15 protein-coding genes are annotated in these 14573 nt (G+C 70.3%); 9 read left to right on the forward strand and 6 right to left on the reverse strand.

Features of this window, described 5'->3' with window-relative positions; all coding sequences use genetic code 11:
* Window positions 1-23 precede the first annotated feature (23 nt).
* The 4 genes from AB0J40_RS10390 to AB0J40_RS10405 form a co-directional block, all read right to left on the reverse strand.
* Complete coding sequence (locus AB0J40_RS10390) at window positions 24-1688, reverse strand: ABC transporter substrate-binding protein (RefSeq protein ID WP_364450366.1); 1665 nt, start codon at window positions 1686-1688, stop codon at window positions 24-26.
* A 34-nt stretch (window positions 1689-1722) separates the two neighbouring features.
* Window positions 1723-2919: an acyl-CoA dehydrogenase family protein gene (locus AB0J40_RS10395; RefSeq protein ID WP_364450368.1), complete on the reverse strand. Its 1197-nt coding sequence runs from the start codon at window positions 2917-2919 to the stop codon at window positions 1723-1725.
* Between the two features lie 164 nt (window positions 2920-3083).
* Complete coding sequence (locus tag AB0J40_RS10400) at window positions 3084-3908, reverse strand: isocitrate lyase/phosphoenolpyruvate mutase family protein (protein WP_364450371.1); 825 nt, start codon at window positions 3906-3908, stop codon at window positions 3084-3086.
* Between the two features lie 19 nt (window positions 3909-3927).
* Entirely contained in the window at window positions 3928-5313 is a 1386-nt protein-coding gene (locus AB0J40_RS10405; protein WP_364450374.1) for an AlkA N-terminal domain-containing protein, read from the reverse strand.
* Window positions 5314-5478: 165 nt separating this feature from the next.
* Here AB0J40_RS10405 and AB0J40_RS10410 point away from each other — a divergent pair, with 165 nt between their 5' ends.
* The 6 genes from AB0J40_RS10410 (at window position 5479) to AB0J40_RS10435 (ending at window position 10650) form a co-directional block, all read left to right on the forward strand.
* Complete coding sequence (locus AB0J40_RS10410) at window positions 5479-5775, forward strand: antibiotic biosynthesis monooxygenase (RefSeq protein ID WP_364450377.1); 297 nt, start codon at window positions 5479-5481, stop codon at window positions 5773-5775.
* A gap of 233 nt (window positions 5776-6008) precedes the next feature.
* Entirely contained in the window at window positions 6009-7226 is a 1218-nt protein-coding gene (locus AB0J40_RS10415; protein WP_364450379.1) for an MFS transporter, read from the forward strand.
* Window positions 7227-7429: 203 nt separating this feature from the next.
* Window positions 7430-8746 carry a helix-turn-helix domain-containing protein gene (locus tag AB0J40_RS10420; protein WP_364450381.1) on the forward strand — a complete coding sequence of 439 codons (1317 nt, stop codon included), beginning with the start codon at window positions 7430-7432 and terminating at the stop codon, window positions 8744-8746.
* A gap of 294 nt (window positions 8747-9040) precedes the next feature.
* On the forward strand, window positions 9041-9523 hold the full coding sequence (locus tag AB0J40_RS10425) for a hypothetical protein (protein WP_364450383.1): 483 nt from the start codon (window positions 9041-9043) through the stop codon (window positions 9521-9523).
* A 93-nt stretch (window positions 9524-9616) separates the two neighbouring features.
* Window positions 9617-9763 (forward strand): hypothetical protein, encoded by a 147-nt coding sequence (locus AB0J40_RS10430; protein ID WP_364450386.1) that lies wholly within the window; start codon window positions 9617-9619, stop codon window positions 9761-9763.
* Between the two features lie 92 nt (window positions 9764-9855).
* Window positions 9856-10650, forward strand: a complete 795-nt coding sequence (locus AB0J40_RS10435; RefSeq protein ID WP_364450389.1) for an arginine deiminase-related protein — start codon at window positions 9856-9858, stop codon at window positions 10648-10650.
* A gap of 18 nt (window positions 10651-10668) precedes the next feature.
* On the opposite strand, the gene AB0J40_RS10440 is transcribed toward AB0J40_RS10435, so the two are convergent.
* Window positions 10669-11352: a hypothetical protein gene (locus AB0J40_RS10440; RefSeq protein WP_364450391.1), complete on the reverse strand. Its 684-nt coding sequence runs from the start codon at window positions 11350-11352 to the stop codon at window positions 10669-10671.
* Between the two features lie 85 nt (window positions 11353-11437).
* Here AB0J40_RS10440 and AB0J40_RS10445 point away from each other — a divergent pair, with 85 nt between their 5' ends.
* A complete protein-coding gene (locus AB0J40_RS10445; RefSeq protein ID WP_364450393.1) occupies window positions 11438-11611 on the forward strand; it encodes a hypothetical protein in 174 nt (57 codons plus the stop codon).
* A gap of 122 nt (window positions 11612-11733) precedes the next feature.
* On the opposite strand, the gene AB0J40_RS10450 is transcribed toward AB0J40_RS10445, so the two are convergent.
* Window positions 11734-11994, reverse strand: coding sequence for a hypothetical protein (locus AB0J40_RS10450; protein WP_364450395.1), 261 nt, complete (start codon window positions 11992-11994; stop codon window positions 11734-11736).
* Between the two features lie 321 nt (window positions 11995-12315).
* On the opposite strand from AB0J40_RS10450, the gene AB0J40_RS10455 reads away from it, so the two are divergent.
* Window positions 12316-13572, forward strand: coding sequence for an FAD-dependent oxidoreductase (locus AB0J40_RS10455; RefSeq protein ID WP_364450398.1), 1257 nt, complete (start codon window positions 12316-12318; stop codon window positions 13570-13572).
* A 58-nt stretch (window positions 13573-13630) separates the two neighbouring features.
* Window positions 13631-14374, forward strand: coding sequence for an alpha/beta hydrolase (locus AB0J40_RS10460; RefSeq protein ID WP_364450401.1), 744 nt, complete (start codon window positions 13631-13633; stop codon window positions 14372-14374).
* Window positions 14375-14573 lie beyond the last annotated feature (199 nt).

A 14573-nucleotide genomic window follows, 5' to 3' on the forward strand; every position in this document is an offset into this window, starting at 1 on the left:
GGGTCGCGGCGCGCCGCGGGGAGCTACTTGCTGACGGTGACGCTGAAGAGGTCGAGCTCGCGGAACTGGGTGGGCTGGACGTTGTGCAGCCGGGACGCCCAGGCGGCGGTGCCGGACTGCCACCAGATCGGGATGGTCGGCATGTCCTGCAGGACGAGCTTCTCGGCCTGCTGGTAGAGCGCCTGGCCCTGCTGCTGCGAAGGCGCGGCGTCGGCCTGCTGGAGCAGCGCGTCGACCTTCGGGTTCGAGTACTGGCCGACGTTCGAGGCCGCGCCCGTGCGGAACAGCGGGTTGAGGAAGTTCTCGATCGACGGGTAGTCCGCGACCCACGCCGAGCGGTAGATGCCGGTGACGGTCCGGTTGTTCAGCTGCTTGCGGAAGTCACCGAGGGTCGTCTGCGGGGTGAACTTGCAGGTGCGGCCCAGCGAGTCCTGGATCTGGCGGCAGATGACCTCCATCCACTCCTGGTTGCCGGAGTCGATGTTCGAGGTCAGCTCGATGTCCCCCTGGAAACCCGAGGCGTCGAACAGCTGCTTGGCCTTCTGCGGGGAGTAGGTGCACAGCTCGCCGCACTGGTTGTCCAGGTGGCCCTGGACGTTCGGGGCGACCAGGCCGTCGGCCGGGGTGCGGCCGCCGTTGAACACCTTCTGGATCAGCGTCTTGCGGTCGATGGCCATGGAGATCGCCTGGCGGAACTGCGGGCTGTCGTAGCGCTTGTCGAACAGCGGGAACGCGATCGCCTGGTAACCGAGGTAGGTGTAGGTCTTGCGCCGGTCGTCGGGCAGGTCCTTCTTGATCTTGCCGCCCTGGGTCGACGTCCACGGCGTGAACGACAGGAAGTCGAGCTTGTTCGCGAGGACGTCGGCGTACGCCTTGTCCAGGTCGGTGTAGAAGCGGAAGTCGATGCCGCCGATGTTCGGCTTCTGCGCGCCGGCGAAGCCGTCGAACCGCTTGACGACGAGGTCCTTGCCCGGCGCGTAGGACTCGAACTTGAACGGCCCGTTGCCGACGGGGTGCGCCTCGAACGCCTTGCGGTCGGCGAAGAAGCTCGCCGGCATGGGGAAGAACGCCGCGTAGCCGAGCTGGACGCCGAACTCCGAGAAGGGCGCGTCGAGGGTGACGGTGAACGTCTTGTCGTCGACGACCTTCAGGCCCGACAGCTCCTTGGCGGCCGGCCGGGTCGCCGGCTGCTTGCCGTCCGCGGTCGCGTTGTTGACCTGCGCGAAGCCGACGACGTGGGTGAAGTAGCTGGCGCCGGCCATCAGGTTCGGGGAGTACGCGGTGTAGTTCCACGCGTCCACGAAGCTCTTGGCCGTGACGGGGGTGCCGTCGTGGAACGTCCAGCCGTCCTTGAGCTTGATCGTCCACACCTTGGAGTCGGTCGTGGTGACCGAGTCCGCGACGGCGTTGTGCGGGGCCGCCGTCTTGGCGTCGTACTCGATCAGGCCGCGGAAGAGCGTGCCCAGCACGCTGATCCCGCCGACCTCGGTCGTGTTGCCCGGCACCAGCGGGTTCGACGGCTCGGTCTCGCTGTAGCTGATGACCGCATCGCGGTCGATGTTCGCCGCGGCGGGCGCGGCGGCACCGTCCGGCGACGGAGCGGCGGTGGTGCCGCCGGGGGTGCTGCACGCGCTGAGCGTCACGGCCAGCACGGCGGCCGCGCACACGGCGGCCCGGAGCTTTCGCATGGGTGTCTTCCTTCTTCGGTGGGGTGGGGTGGAGTCAGCGCCGGCCGGCGGTGATGCCGAGGGCCAGCGGGAACGCGGGCCGGCCGCCCAGGAGGTGGGCGCCGGCGGTCTGCAGGATCCGGTCCTGCGCCACGATGTGCTGGCACATCGTGGTGGTGTCGCGCAGCCAGCGGTCCAGCGGCGAAGGCCGGTAGATCGCGGACGTCTGCACGAGGTCGTAGAGGCGGGTGACGATCGACCGCGCGGTGCGGAACGCGTGCCGTCGCGACAGCGGGAGGGCGGCCCGCTCGCGCGGGGTGAGGTCGTCGAGGGTGCCGCCCGCGGTGAGGACTTCGTGCTGGCGCCGCAAAGCGCCGTAGACGCCCTCACGAGCCGCCGCGAAGTCGCCTTCGCAGCCGGCGATCGTGGTCTGCGTGCGGAAGTCGTCCTCGCGCCCGGCCGCGACGGCGGTGTCCGTGGCGTGGTCGAGCGCGGCGCGGGCGACGCCGAGCGCGACGCCCGGCATGTTCCGCATGTGGACCTCGGGCTGGGCCAGCGGGCCGGTGCCGCCGCGGACTTCCGCGAAGGTCAGGGTGTGCTCGGCGGGCACGAACACGTCGGTGATCGTGTAGTCGCAGCTGCCGCTGCCCGCCAGGCCGGTGGTGTACCAGGTGTCGAGCACCTCGACGTCGGCCCTGGGCACCATGAGCAGGATCGAATCGTGCGGCGACCCGTCGGCGCCGGGCTCGGGCTTGCCGTCGCGGTAGAGGAACGCCCCGGAGACGACCCAGTCGGCGTGGGTGACCCCGCTGCCGAACTGCCAGCGGCCGGTCAGGCGGTAGCCGCCGGGGACGATTTCCGCGTGGCCGTTGGGGAAGAGCAGCCCCGCGGTCGCCATGTCCAGGCTGGGGAACATCTCTTCGGCGACGGCGTGGTCGAGGAACGACGCGTAGAGACCGGTGTCGGACCCGATCATCGCGCACCACCCGGCGCCGGCGTCCCCGTAGGCGAGGGCCTCGATCACCTCGGTCTGCTCGGCGGAGGTCAGCTCGGGACCCCCGTGGGAACGGGAGAACCCCATCCGGAACGCGCCGGTGCCGCGCAGGAGCTCCACGACGTCCGCGGGCAGCCGCCGGGCCCGCTCGATCTCTTCGGCGCGGTCCCGCAACACCGGGGCGAGGGCCCGCGCCCGGGCCAGGATCTCCGCGGCGGTCTCGGGCGGCCGGACGGCCAGCGGCTCGACTACGGTCATCACATCACTTCCCTCGAGGTCTTCTTCTCGGTCGTGGAAGTGATTGAAGCCAGGGCTTTAATTGATGGAAACGGTTGTCCGCCAAGGAAAATCAACGGGGTGCAAAAACGGAGTAGACACCGGCCGCGACGGGAATCCGCCGCGGCCGGTGCCCACGGGACGACTCAGCCGGTCACGGCGCTGTTGACGGTCCCGAAGTCCAGGCCACCCTCCAGCGCGGTGTACGTCCCGTGCTCCAGCAGCTCGGCCGCCGCGCGCTGGGCGACGGCGTAGGCGGACTGGGCGATCGCCGTGCCGACGCTGATCCGGCGGACGCCGGCCGCTTCCAGCTCCGCGACGGTCGGCGCGCCCGGCCACACCATGACGTTCACCGGCAGCGGGCTCTCCTTGACGAGCACGGTGAGCGTCTCCAGGTCGATCAGCCCCGGCACGAACAGGCTGTCCGCGCCGGCCGCGGCGTAGGCGCCCGCACGGGTCAGGACGTCGTCCAGCCTGCCCTCGGGTTCGCCGATGCCGAAGAGGTACACGTCGGTGCGGATGTTGATCCACAGCTCGGGCAGGCCGGCCGCGGTCGCCGCGTCGCGGGCCGCGCGGACCCGCCCGACCTGCTCGGGCACGTCGAACAGCGGGCCGCCCGGGGCGGTCGAGTCCTCCAGGTTGATGCCGACCGCGCCGGCCTCGACGATCAGGCGGACGGTCGCGGCGACGTCGTCGGCGGACGGGCCGTAGCCCCCCTCGATGTCGGCGGTCACCGGCACGTCGACGACGCGCACGATCCGCGCGACCAGCTCGGCCATCTCTTCGCGCGTGAGGCCGTGGCCGTCGGGCTGTCCCGCGGACCAGGCGACGCCACCGCTGGTGGTGGCGATCGCCGGGGCGCCCGCCCGCGCGATGAGGGCCGCGCTGGCGGCGTCCCAGGCGTTCGGCAGCACCAGCGTGCGGTCGGTGTGCAGGGCGCGCAGCCGTTCGGCGAGCTGCTTGGCAGGCATCGGTTCTCCTTTTGGGTGGTCAAGCGGCCGGCGTCGGTGTGCCGGCGGCGATCAGGTGGGTGGCGGCGAAGGCGCGCCACGGGTGCCAGGCGGCGGCCGTGCGGCCGGCGACGGCGAAGACGTCGTGCTCGAGCAGCTGCGTCTCGACCGTGCGCTCGGCGGCGGGGAAGGCGTCGGCGTGCCCCAGCCGCAGGGCGATCTCCTGGGCGGTGCTCTGCTCGATGCCGGGCAGCGCGGTCAGCGCCGCGGTGCAGTCGGCCAGGCTCGCGCCGGGGTCGAGCAGGGTCTCGTCGGCGGCCACGGCGGTGGCGAACGCGCGCAGCGTCCGCTCGGCCGCCGCGGACAGGCGGACCCCGTCCAGGTCCGCTCGGGCGAGGGTTTCGGCCGACGGGAACAGGTGGGTCAGGCCGTGCTCGAGGCCGGGCACCGGCTGTCCCGCCGCTTCGACGAGCGCGGCCAGCTGCCGCCGCACCCGCGTCCGGACGCTGTACTGGCTCAGCACGGCTTCCACCGCGATCTCGAAGAAGCCCCAGGCGCCGGGTACGCGCAGGCCGGGCCGTTCGCGCAGGAGCGGGCCCAGTACCGGGTCGCCGGCGAGGGCGGCTTCGGCGGGTGCGGTGTCGGCGTCGACGCCGAACATCCGCCCGACGCGGTCGACGACGTGGATGAGCCCTTCCCAGAACGGCATGTGCGCGGTGAGCAGCAGGTGGTCGTCGCCACCGCGCTCGACCTCGATGACGCCGGCCTCGCCGTCGAGGCTGATCGTGCGCCGGTAGACGCCGTCGCGCACCGACTCGACGCCGGGCACCGCCCGCTCGGCGAGGAACGCGGCGAGTGCCTCCCAGTGCAGCGGCGCCACGAACGGCAGCCGCATCCGCAGGCCGCCGTCCGCGGCGATCCGGTCGGCCTTGCGGCGCCGGCTGCGCAGTTCGACCGGCGAGGCGCGGAAGACCAGCTTCATGTCCCGGTTGAACTGGCGCAGGCTGCCGAAGCCGGAGGCGAACGCCACGTCCGCGACCGTCAGGTCGGAGTCGTCGAGCAGGCGGCGCGCGAAGTGGGCGCGCCGCGAGCGGGCGAGCTGGTCCGGCGTCACGCCGAGGTGGTCGTGGAACAGGCGCCGCAGGTGCCGCGGGGACACGGCGAGCCGCTGGCCGAGCGCGGCTTCGGTGCCGGTGTCCAGCGCGCCGGCGATGATCAGCTGCACCGCGCGGCAGACGAGTTCGGGCGCGTCCGCGCCGACCGGGCCGGCGACGCGGTAGGGCCGGCAGCGCAGGCACGCCCGGAACCCGGCGGCCTCCGCTTCGGCGGCCAGCTCGAACGTCTTCACGTTCTCCGCGAGCGGCTTCGCCCCGCACCCGGGCCGGCAGTAGATGCCGGTGGTGACCACGGCCGAAAAAGTCGTCATGTCCCAGGTGTAGGGGATCGGGTCCGTCCGGCGCTAGCCAGATCCGGACACGAGCGGGGCAGGTGCGCATCCCGGGAGAAGACGTGTCCGGATCTGGCCGGACGCGCCCGCCACTGCCCGGCACAGTGGTCGGCGGATCAACCACCGCACTACGAGAGGTTTCCCATGCTGGCGAAGGTGTTCCCCATCCCCCTCAAGCCGGGCAAGCAGGCCGAGGCCGAAGCGCTCGTCCACGAGTTCGCGCCGCTCGGCCCCGGGCAGGAGGACGGCACCCTGTCCTTCCGCGTGTACCGCGACCCCGCCAAGCCGGACTTCCTGCTGTTCGTGGAGCACTTCGCCGACCAGGCCGCCTACGACGCCCACACCGGTTCCGCCGCCTACAAGGAACTGATCGCCGGCAGGTTCGCCGACCTGATCACCGAGTTCGTGGAAATCGACCACGAACTGATCGTCGGGCTCTGAATTCCGCGTTCACCGGCCGGATGCAGCAACGACTGCGTCCGGCCGGGCGCGGGTAATGCGAATTCCGCGACAACCGCGTTACGCTCCGATTACCGACGTAGTCCACGTCACGTGAGAATTGATTTTCCGGCGGAACCAACTCTGCCGGTCAACCCGCCAGGCCGCTGCAATGAAGAAGCCGGCACCCGACCGAGGTGCGGCACACCCTTCGCACGCCACCTGGAGGCTCGGCCGTGACCACCACCGAAAAACCCGCCGGCGTACTGGCCGTCCTGCGCCGGACGCCCACGCCCGTCCGCTACCTGCTCGGTGGCGTGCTCGTCAACCAGCTCGGCGCGTTCGTCCAGACGTTCATGGTGCTGTACCTGGTCTTCCGCGGCTTCTCCGCGGGACAGGCCGGCGTCGCCATCGCCGCCTACAGCGTCGGTTCGGTCCTCGGCGGGCTCGCCGGCGGCGAGCTGGTCCACCGCATCGGCCCGCGCGCGACGATCGCCGCCGCGATGGCGGGTTCGGCCACGGTCCTCGCCGTCATCCCGGTGTTCGGCCGTCCCGGCCTTTACGTCCCGCTGATGGCGGCGTTGCTGCTCGCGGGCCTCGCGACGCAGAGCTACCGGCCCGCGGCCGCCGTCCTGCTCAGCGAGCTGATGCCCGGCGACGACCGCGTGATGGGCTTCTCGATGATGCGGATCGCGCTCAACCTCGGCGCGGCGCTCAGCCCGCTGATCGCGGCCGGGCTCATCCTCCTCGACTGGAACCTGCTGCTGTGGTTCGACGCGGCCACCGCCCTGCTCTACGCGGTCGTGGCGGTGCAGCTGCTGCCCGACCGCCGCGTCGAGCGCGAGCCCGCGTCCCCGAAGGAGCGCGGAACCCGTGCGGCGTACGGGATCCTGCTGCGCGACGGGCGGTTCTGGTTCTTCCTGGCCTCGGTGCTCATCGGGTCGGTCATCTACGTCCAGTACACCGTTTCGCTGCCGCTGAAGATCACCGCCGAGGGCCACTCCGCCGGGCTCTACAGCGTCGTGCTCGTGACCGCGTCGGCCGTGCTGATCCTGTGCGAGCTGAAGATCACCTCGTACGTCACGCGCTGGCCGGGCCACGTCGCCGCCACCGCGGGCACCGTCCTGATGGGCCTCGGCGTCGCCGGGTTCGGGCTCAGCGGCGGTTCGGCGGTCGCGCTGGTCGTCTGCACGGTCGTGTTCGTCTTCGGGATCATGGTCAACGGGCCGACGATGTTCGCCTACCCGTCGACGTTCCCGGCCGCCGTCAAAGCCCGCTACATCAGCGCCCACCAGGCGACCTTCGGGCTCGGCATGGCGCTCGGCCCGCTGTTCGGCGTCGCCGCGTGGGTCGCGCTGGGCAACGGCGTCTGGTGGCTGTGCGGGGCGCTCGGCCTGGTCGCGGCGCTGTGCGCGCTGCTCGGCATGAAGGCGGCCCGCCCCGCGGCCGCCTGAACCCCGCCTCCCGACGGCCGTCCGCTGCGCGCGGGCGGCCGTCGAGTGGTGCCGTAAATCGCCGGAAAGACGTAAAAAAGCACCGCGAAATGATCCACGCAGTGTGGCGGAAATACCCGAACGGGCTAGCAAGGCCGCCAAAGAGCGGAAGAGACGACGACCGCCAGCGGCGACGCTGAGTGAACGAAGGGGAAGGCATTCACATGGGCAGACCAGAAAAACCCGTCAACACGTCCGGTGGCATCGCCACCCAGTTCGCCCGGGAATTGCGCGAACTGCGCGCGCGGGCCGGCAACCCGACCTACCGGGAAATGGCCCGGTCGGCGATGTTCTCGTCGTCGGTGCTCTCCAGCGCGGCGAGCGGCAACCGGATGCCCTCCCTGCAGGTGACGCTGGCGTTCGTGGCCGCGTGCGGCGGCGACGACGAGGCGTGGCGCCGGCACTGGCACGCCGCGACGAGCGGCTATACGCAGGCCCCGTTCGGGGCCCGCAAGCGGAGACCGGCGTTGTTCCAGCGCCGCGGCACCCCGCCGCACCCGGCGCAGCTACCCCCGAGACCGCGGGGGTTCACCGGGCGCGCGGCCGAGCTGGCCTGGCTGCGGTCCCCGCGCGACACCCCGATGGTGATCAGCGGGCCCGCCGGCGTCGGCAAGAGCGACCTGGCCCTGCACCACGCGCACGCGATCGCGGCGGAGGAGAACGACGGGCAGCTCTACGCCGACCTCGGCGGCCTGCGCCACGGCGGCGGCGCGCCACCGGCACCGGCGACCGCCGACGTCCTCGACGGGTTCCTGCGCGCGCTCGGCGTCGACGACGACCAGCTCGCCGGCACGTTCGACCACCGCGCCGGGCTGTACCGGACGCTGCTGGCCGAACGACGGCTCGTGGTCGTGCTGGACAACGTCCAGGACGAGCAGCAGGTGCGCCCGCTGCTGGCCGAGACGACCACGAGCACGACGCTGCTGGTCAGCCGCAAACGGCTGCTGGGCCTGCGGGACGTCCAGCGCCTGCAGCTGCCGCCGTTGCCGCGCGGCGACTCGATCGCGATGATCACCGCGGCGCTGCCGCACGTCGCCGTCTCCGCCGGACCCGACTGCGACCGCCTCGCCGAGCTGTGCGGCGACCTGCCGCTCGCGCTCGACCTCGCGGTGCGCAAGATCGCGTCGAGGCCGCGGCTGACGCTGCGGCGGGTCGTCGAAGAATGGCGCCTGAACGGCACCTCCGTGGACTGGCTCAGCGTCGGGGACCTGTCCCTGCGGGATTCCCTGGAGTCCGCGTACCGCACGCTCAGCCCGCCCGCGCGGGAACTGCTGGAGCAGCTGGCGCGGACTTCGCCGGGCGCACCGGATGCGTGGCCGCCCGCGCTGGACGAGCTGGCCGAGGAGATCGCCGACGCCGGCCTGCTCGCGCACGCCGACCCGTACCTCGACGGGTGCGGAATGCCGCCGCCGGTGCGGGATTTCGTGCTCGGCACCGCCGAACGCGGCGGGCACGACCTCTCCGCGCCCGTGTCCGCCTAGCCCCGGGACGGCCCGGCAACGACGCCGCCGTCCCTGTCTTCTCCTGGAAAACCGGCGATTGATTGTCCTTTGCGGACAATGCTCCCAGCCAAGTCCGCGATGGCCTGTAATCAGCACACGGGTTCGGCGCTGACGCAGGCAGGTCGGACGCACCGGTCGTTCCGGCGGAACCCGTTCCCACGGATTTCCCCGGAAGGACAGGTCATGCTCGACAACGGCATCCCGGTACGGATCCCGCCCGCCCCGCGTCCGCCGGGGCCCGGTGTTCATCGACGCTACGCGGCCTATGGCGCCATGTCTGCTTCGATCATGCTGCTCGCCGCGGCGATCTGGCTGTCGACGCGCGTGAAGCCGAACACGGCGTGGCACGACGTCGCGCTCTTCGCGCACCTCACGTCGCTCGTGGTCGGCTTGGGCGCCGTTTTGGTGGCGGACTACCTCTTCGCCCTGTGGGCGCTCGGGCGCGTGTCGTTCGCCGAGGCCGTCCGCAGCGCGTCACGGCTGCACCTGCTGGTCTGGGCCGGGGTGACGGGCCTGGTCGCCAGCGGCGCGCTGCTCTCGCCCGACCTCGGTTCCGCGGCCACGGTCGTGAAGCTCTGCCTCGTCGGCGTGCTGGCCGTCAACGGCGTGCACGCGACGGTGCTGGGCGGCCGGATGGCGCTGGTCGACGGCCCGGTCCCGCCGCGCCTGCTCGTCCGCGGCGGCCTCACCACGGCGGTTTCGCAGCTGTGCTGGTGGGGCGCGGTCGTCATCGGCTTCCTGAACGCGACGCGGTGAACGTGTCCGGATCCGGCCAGACCGGCGGGCCCGCCGCCCGGCACCCTGGATTTCCCCCGGAGTCCCCGGAGTCCTCGGAGAAAGGAAGAAAGAATGATCGCCAAACTGGTCCGCGCGGTGAGCGCGGCGATGCGTCCGACGCCGTCGGCCACGACGGTGGCGCAGCGCATCGACGCGGCGCGCTCGCAGCCGGGCTACCTCATGACGATCGAGCTGTTCCGCCTGCGCGGCCTGGGCTGACCCGGCTCGCTCGGTTCGCCGGCCGGGCGCCGCCCGGGCTGGGTCACCTCCCAGCCCGACCGCCCGCCCGCCTCGACGAATCGAGTGAACCCATGACCCACCAACGGCTTCTGATGTGTTCCGCGCGGTACTTCCGCGTCGACTACGAGATCAACCCGTACATGCACGTCGCGATCCAGCCGGACGTCGACGCCGCCCTCACCGAGCACGAGAACATCGTGGAGGCGCACCTGGCCGCCGGCCGCAAGGTCGAGTTCGTCGACGCGGACCCGGCCTGCCCCGACATGACCTACACCGCCAACGCGGCGGTGGTCCAGGGCACCCGCGCGGTGCTGGCCACGCTCCCGGCCGAACGGGCCGCGGAAACCCCGCACCACCGGGCCTGGCTGGAGTCCCACGGGTTCGAGGTGGCCTCGACGCGCTACGCGTTCAGCGGCCAGGGCGACGCGCTGGCGTGCGGCTCGCTGCTGCTGGCGGCGCACGGGCAGCGCACGGACAACCGGGCGCTGCGCACGCTGGCGCGGCACCTGGACTACGACGTCGTCCCACTGCGCACGACCAGTTCCCGGTGGTACGACCTGGATCTGGCGGTGGCGGTGATCAGTTCCGGTGTCCTGGCCTACAACCCGGAGGCGCTGGACGCACCGAGCCTGCGCACGCTGCGCGGGCTGGGCGTGGAGCTGATCGAGGTGGCCCCGGCGGAGGCGGCGGCGTTCGCGTTGAACCTGATCAGCGACGGCCACACGGTGACGATGACGTCGGGCGCCCCACGCCTGGCGGCGGACCTGAGATCGATGGGGATGACGGTGACAGAGCTGGACACGACGGAGCTGCGCAAGGGCGGCGGCGGAATCCGCTGCACGGCGCTGACCCTGGACAACCCGTGACGGCCGGTGCCTGGCGGGTCAGCGGCTCGCCAGGCACCGCGGTTCGTCCGCAGTGTTCCGTTCCCAAGCCGGCTCACAGCGTCCGCACAGGCGTCCTACCTTCCGGCGGCAAGTCAGGGCATGGACAAACCACAGCCCGCCTACCAGGGCCGCCCCCTCCCCCGCACGAAGAACGAGGTCGTCGACCAGGGTCTCGGTTTCGACGTTGAGACGCTGCTCGACCGTCGCCGGGCGCTGCGGTTCCACGGCTTCCACGGCGTCGACCTCGATGTCCTCCTCGGAGATCCCGGACGAGACGGCGGGCCCGTACCCCGGCGACGATTCGAACGGGCCGGACGTGCTCGAGTAGAGCGGTATCGTCCGTGCCGACATCCGGTCGACTTTCGGCACCGGCAGCGCAACGGCGGAAGGCGTGCCGATGACGCTGGAGCTGGTGATCGCGGACCTGGCCATCAGCGGGTCGCCGTTCGCCGGGGTGGCCATGTAGGCGCGGCACTGCAACGACGCCGGCAGTACTCGCTGTATTCGCGAGAGATCGAGAACGAGAACTACCTGCGCAGGGTACAGCTCGCCGACGCCGACGGCCGGGTCACCTACAAGAGTGTCTTTCCGGCTTGCTACGACGGCCGCCGGCCGCACATCCACTTCGACGTGTACCCGGGACCAGGCGGCGATCACCGACACCGGCAAGGCGATCGCCACTTCGCAGGTCGCGTTTCCGCAGAACGTGTGCGAGCAGGTGTACGCACAGGCGGGCTACGAGCAGCCGGCCCCGAACCTGGCGAAGATGAGTTTGAGCAGCGACAACGTGTTCGGCGACGGCAGCGGGGCGTCGCAGCTGTCGACGGTGACAGGAGAGGTGACGAGCGGGTACACGATGACACTGAACGTCGGACTGGACACGACGACACAGCCTTTCGGCGGTGACGTTCTACCGGGTGGGCCGCCGCCCTCCCGCTGAACGCGTTACGGAAGTCAGACGAGTTTCATCGTCGAGACATCACGCAGCCGACCGGGCGCGTCGTCGGTGACCCACGCGTACTCGATAGCGGAAAGATAACCGCCTTCGACCCAGACGAGCACCTAGCCGAGGTACTGCCCGGCTTGGTCGCGGACTTCGGAGCCGGAGGGCATCTCGCCGTCCGGAACCCGAGCCGGGGCAACGCTTCCCGACACGGCGACGTCGATGCTCGGCTCCCCGGCCGCCCACGCCGCCACGGCCCGGCAAGGGGGGACCTGCGCGCGCAGGACGTCGGCACCGTCGAAGTCCGCCGACAACGCGAACTCGAGGACTTCGCGTTCGGCCCGCGTCAGATCCCGGGGACCGATGGGTACCAATGCCATGTGCGAAGATCTTAGTACCGGCATCTGTCGTTTCCCGGGTGAATGCGGTGCCGATCTTGAACACTCGGTGATCATCGCGCCACGAGTGGCGCCCGCGCATCGGTGGATCACTCGGATCTGGTCCATCGGCGAACCAGGACACCGGCCGACACGGGCCTTTCTCGCGCAGACGGGTGAAGGTCGGCGGATGGCGTAATGCGCCACGCCGCACTCGCGACTTGCTCCTCTGTCCAGGCTACGTCGGCGAAGCGTTTGCCAGCCGTGCAGCTTCGACGCGGGAGCGCGGGTCGTGCGAGTTCGCCGAGCAGGAAGAGCCAAAGGATGACCGGAGAACGAGTCGCTGTCATCGGCGCAGGCGTGTCCGGGTTGACAGCTGCCTACCTCCTGCGCAATCGGTACCACGTGCGCATGTTCGAGGCCGCCGCCAAGCCGGGTGGGCATGCCGACACACACGACGTGCGCACTCCCGACGGTCGCACACTCGCGATCGACACGGGATTCCTCGTCCACAACGAAACCACCTACCCCACGCTCGTGAGGCTGTTCCGAGAGCTGTCCGTCCGGACCAACGACACGGAAATGTCCCTGAGTGTCCGCTGCACAGGATGCGGCCTCGAGTACGCCGGCGGAAAACGGCGGAAGGGGATGATCCCGGGCGGAGGGCACGCCGTACTCCGCCCCTACCTCGGAATGTTGGGGGAAATAGGGCGGTTCTACCGCTCTGCCCGGGCATTGCTGCATGCGCCGGACGAACGACGGACACTACACGACGTACTTGTGTCGGGGCGGTATTCACCTTATTTCGTCGAGCACTTTGCCATACCTTTGGTGTCGACCGTATGGTCGGCCGGAGCAACCGATACATTGCGCTATCCGGCGGCTCACTTGTTCACGTTCCTGAAGAACCACGGCATGCTCAGTCCGACCGGCTCGCTGCGCTGGCGGACTGTCGTCGGTGGCGCACGCACGTACGTCGAACGGATCGTCGCCGCATTGCCCGAAGTACTCGCCGGTGCGCCGGTCCGTACGGTCCGAAGGCACTTCGACGGTATCGACGTCGTCACCGCAGACGGGGCCATGTACCGAGCCGACCGGGTCGTCGTCGCCACGCACGCCGACCAGGCGCTCAGGATGCTGGCCGATCCGATGCCCGAGGAGAAACGCGTACTCGGTGCTTTCCGGTACACGCGCAACGAGACCTGGTTGCACCGGGACGCGACGGTCCTGCCCAGCCGGAGACGGACACGGGCCGCATGGAACTATGTGCGGTCGAGTTGTATGGCGGGGAGCGCCGGACTCGTCAGTTACGACATCAATCGGCTCATGGGGCTCGGCACAGCGGTGGATCACATCGTGACCCTGAACGGCGCCGCCACTGTCGACGAGGCCACGGTGATCGCAAAGATGAGGTACGAACACCCCCTGTACACGCCGTCCGCAGTAGCGGCGCAGCCACGGCTACGCCACTTGGGCGGTCCGCGGACCGCCTACGCAGGCGCCTACCACGGATGGGGATTCCACGAAGACGGGTGTGTGTCCGGAGTTCGTGCCGCCGCGGCGTTCGGAGCGACGTGGTGAACCGTGTGGCCGGCAAGGACATTAGGCTGCCTCCGTTGCCCGATCCGGTGGGCTGGGCATGAGCCTCGAGTGGCCGCTTCCCGACTTCGTAGACGCCAACGGCACCAGACTCGCCTACCGGCTCATCGGTCCACGATCTCGACCGCCGGTCGTCCTGCTCCACGGTCTCGCCAGCAGTGGCGCCACCTGGCGCTCGTTCGCCCTCGCACTCGTAGCATCGGGGCGGCAGGTCATCACACCGGACTTGCGCGGCCACGGTATGAGTTCCCACCGGGATTCCTACGCGTTTGACGACTTCCGGCTCGACATCGAGGCCCTGCTCGATCGGCTCGGGGTCACCGAGATCGACCTGGTGGGGCACTCGCTCGGCGGGCGCATCGCCACGATCATCGCCCAGCACCGAGGTCTGCGCATCCGCAGACTGGTCCTCGAAGAGATGCGACCGCCGCTGCCGGACGCGACCACTCTCACGCTGACCAACCTCCTGACCACGGCAGTGCGTCTGCCGCGAGACCTGGGGCTGACCGCCAGGCTTTGGTCGTTCGACCGTTCGATGGTCAGACCGCTCGTCCGACAGTTCGGCACCCCGGACCCCGTTTGGTGGTCTGCGCTACCGGCCATGACGACACCGACTTTGGCGGTGCACGGCGGCGCCGGCAGCTACGTACCGCTGGCCCGGCTCCGGCGAGCTGCATCGTTGATCCCGAACTGCCGGCTGGTCACCATCGAAGCCGGCCACCGAGTGCACAGCACTCGCGCGGCCGAATTCCGCGCCGCTGTACTGCCGTTCCTCCAAGAATGAGCCAGCAGGCCCGACACCTGCGAAGCGCGCACCGTCTACCAATAGTTATTTCCAGTCACCGCCGCTCGTTTGAAGGAAGTTGGCAAGATCAGGCATTCGGGTGACCGCCAAGAGTCGTAGTAACAACGACAATGCGCTTGCCGACTGTGTCTGCATCGAAGACAAATTGATCGACAACGGATCTTGCCTCCAGATCACA

This window comes from Amycolatopsis sp. NPDC049691 (assembly GCF_040675005.1).
Taxonomy (GTDB): domain Bacteria; phylum Actinomycetota; class Actinomycetes; order Mycobacteriales; family Pseudonocardiaceae; genus Amycolatopsis.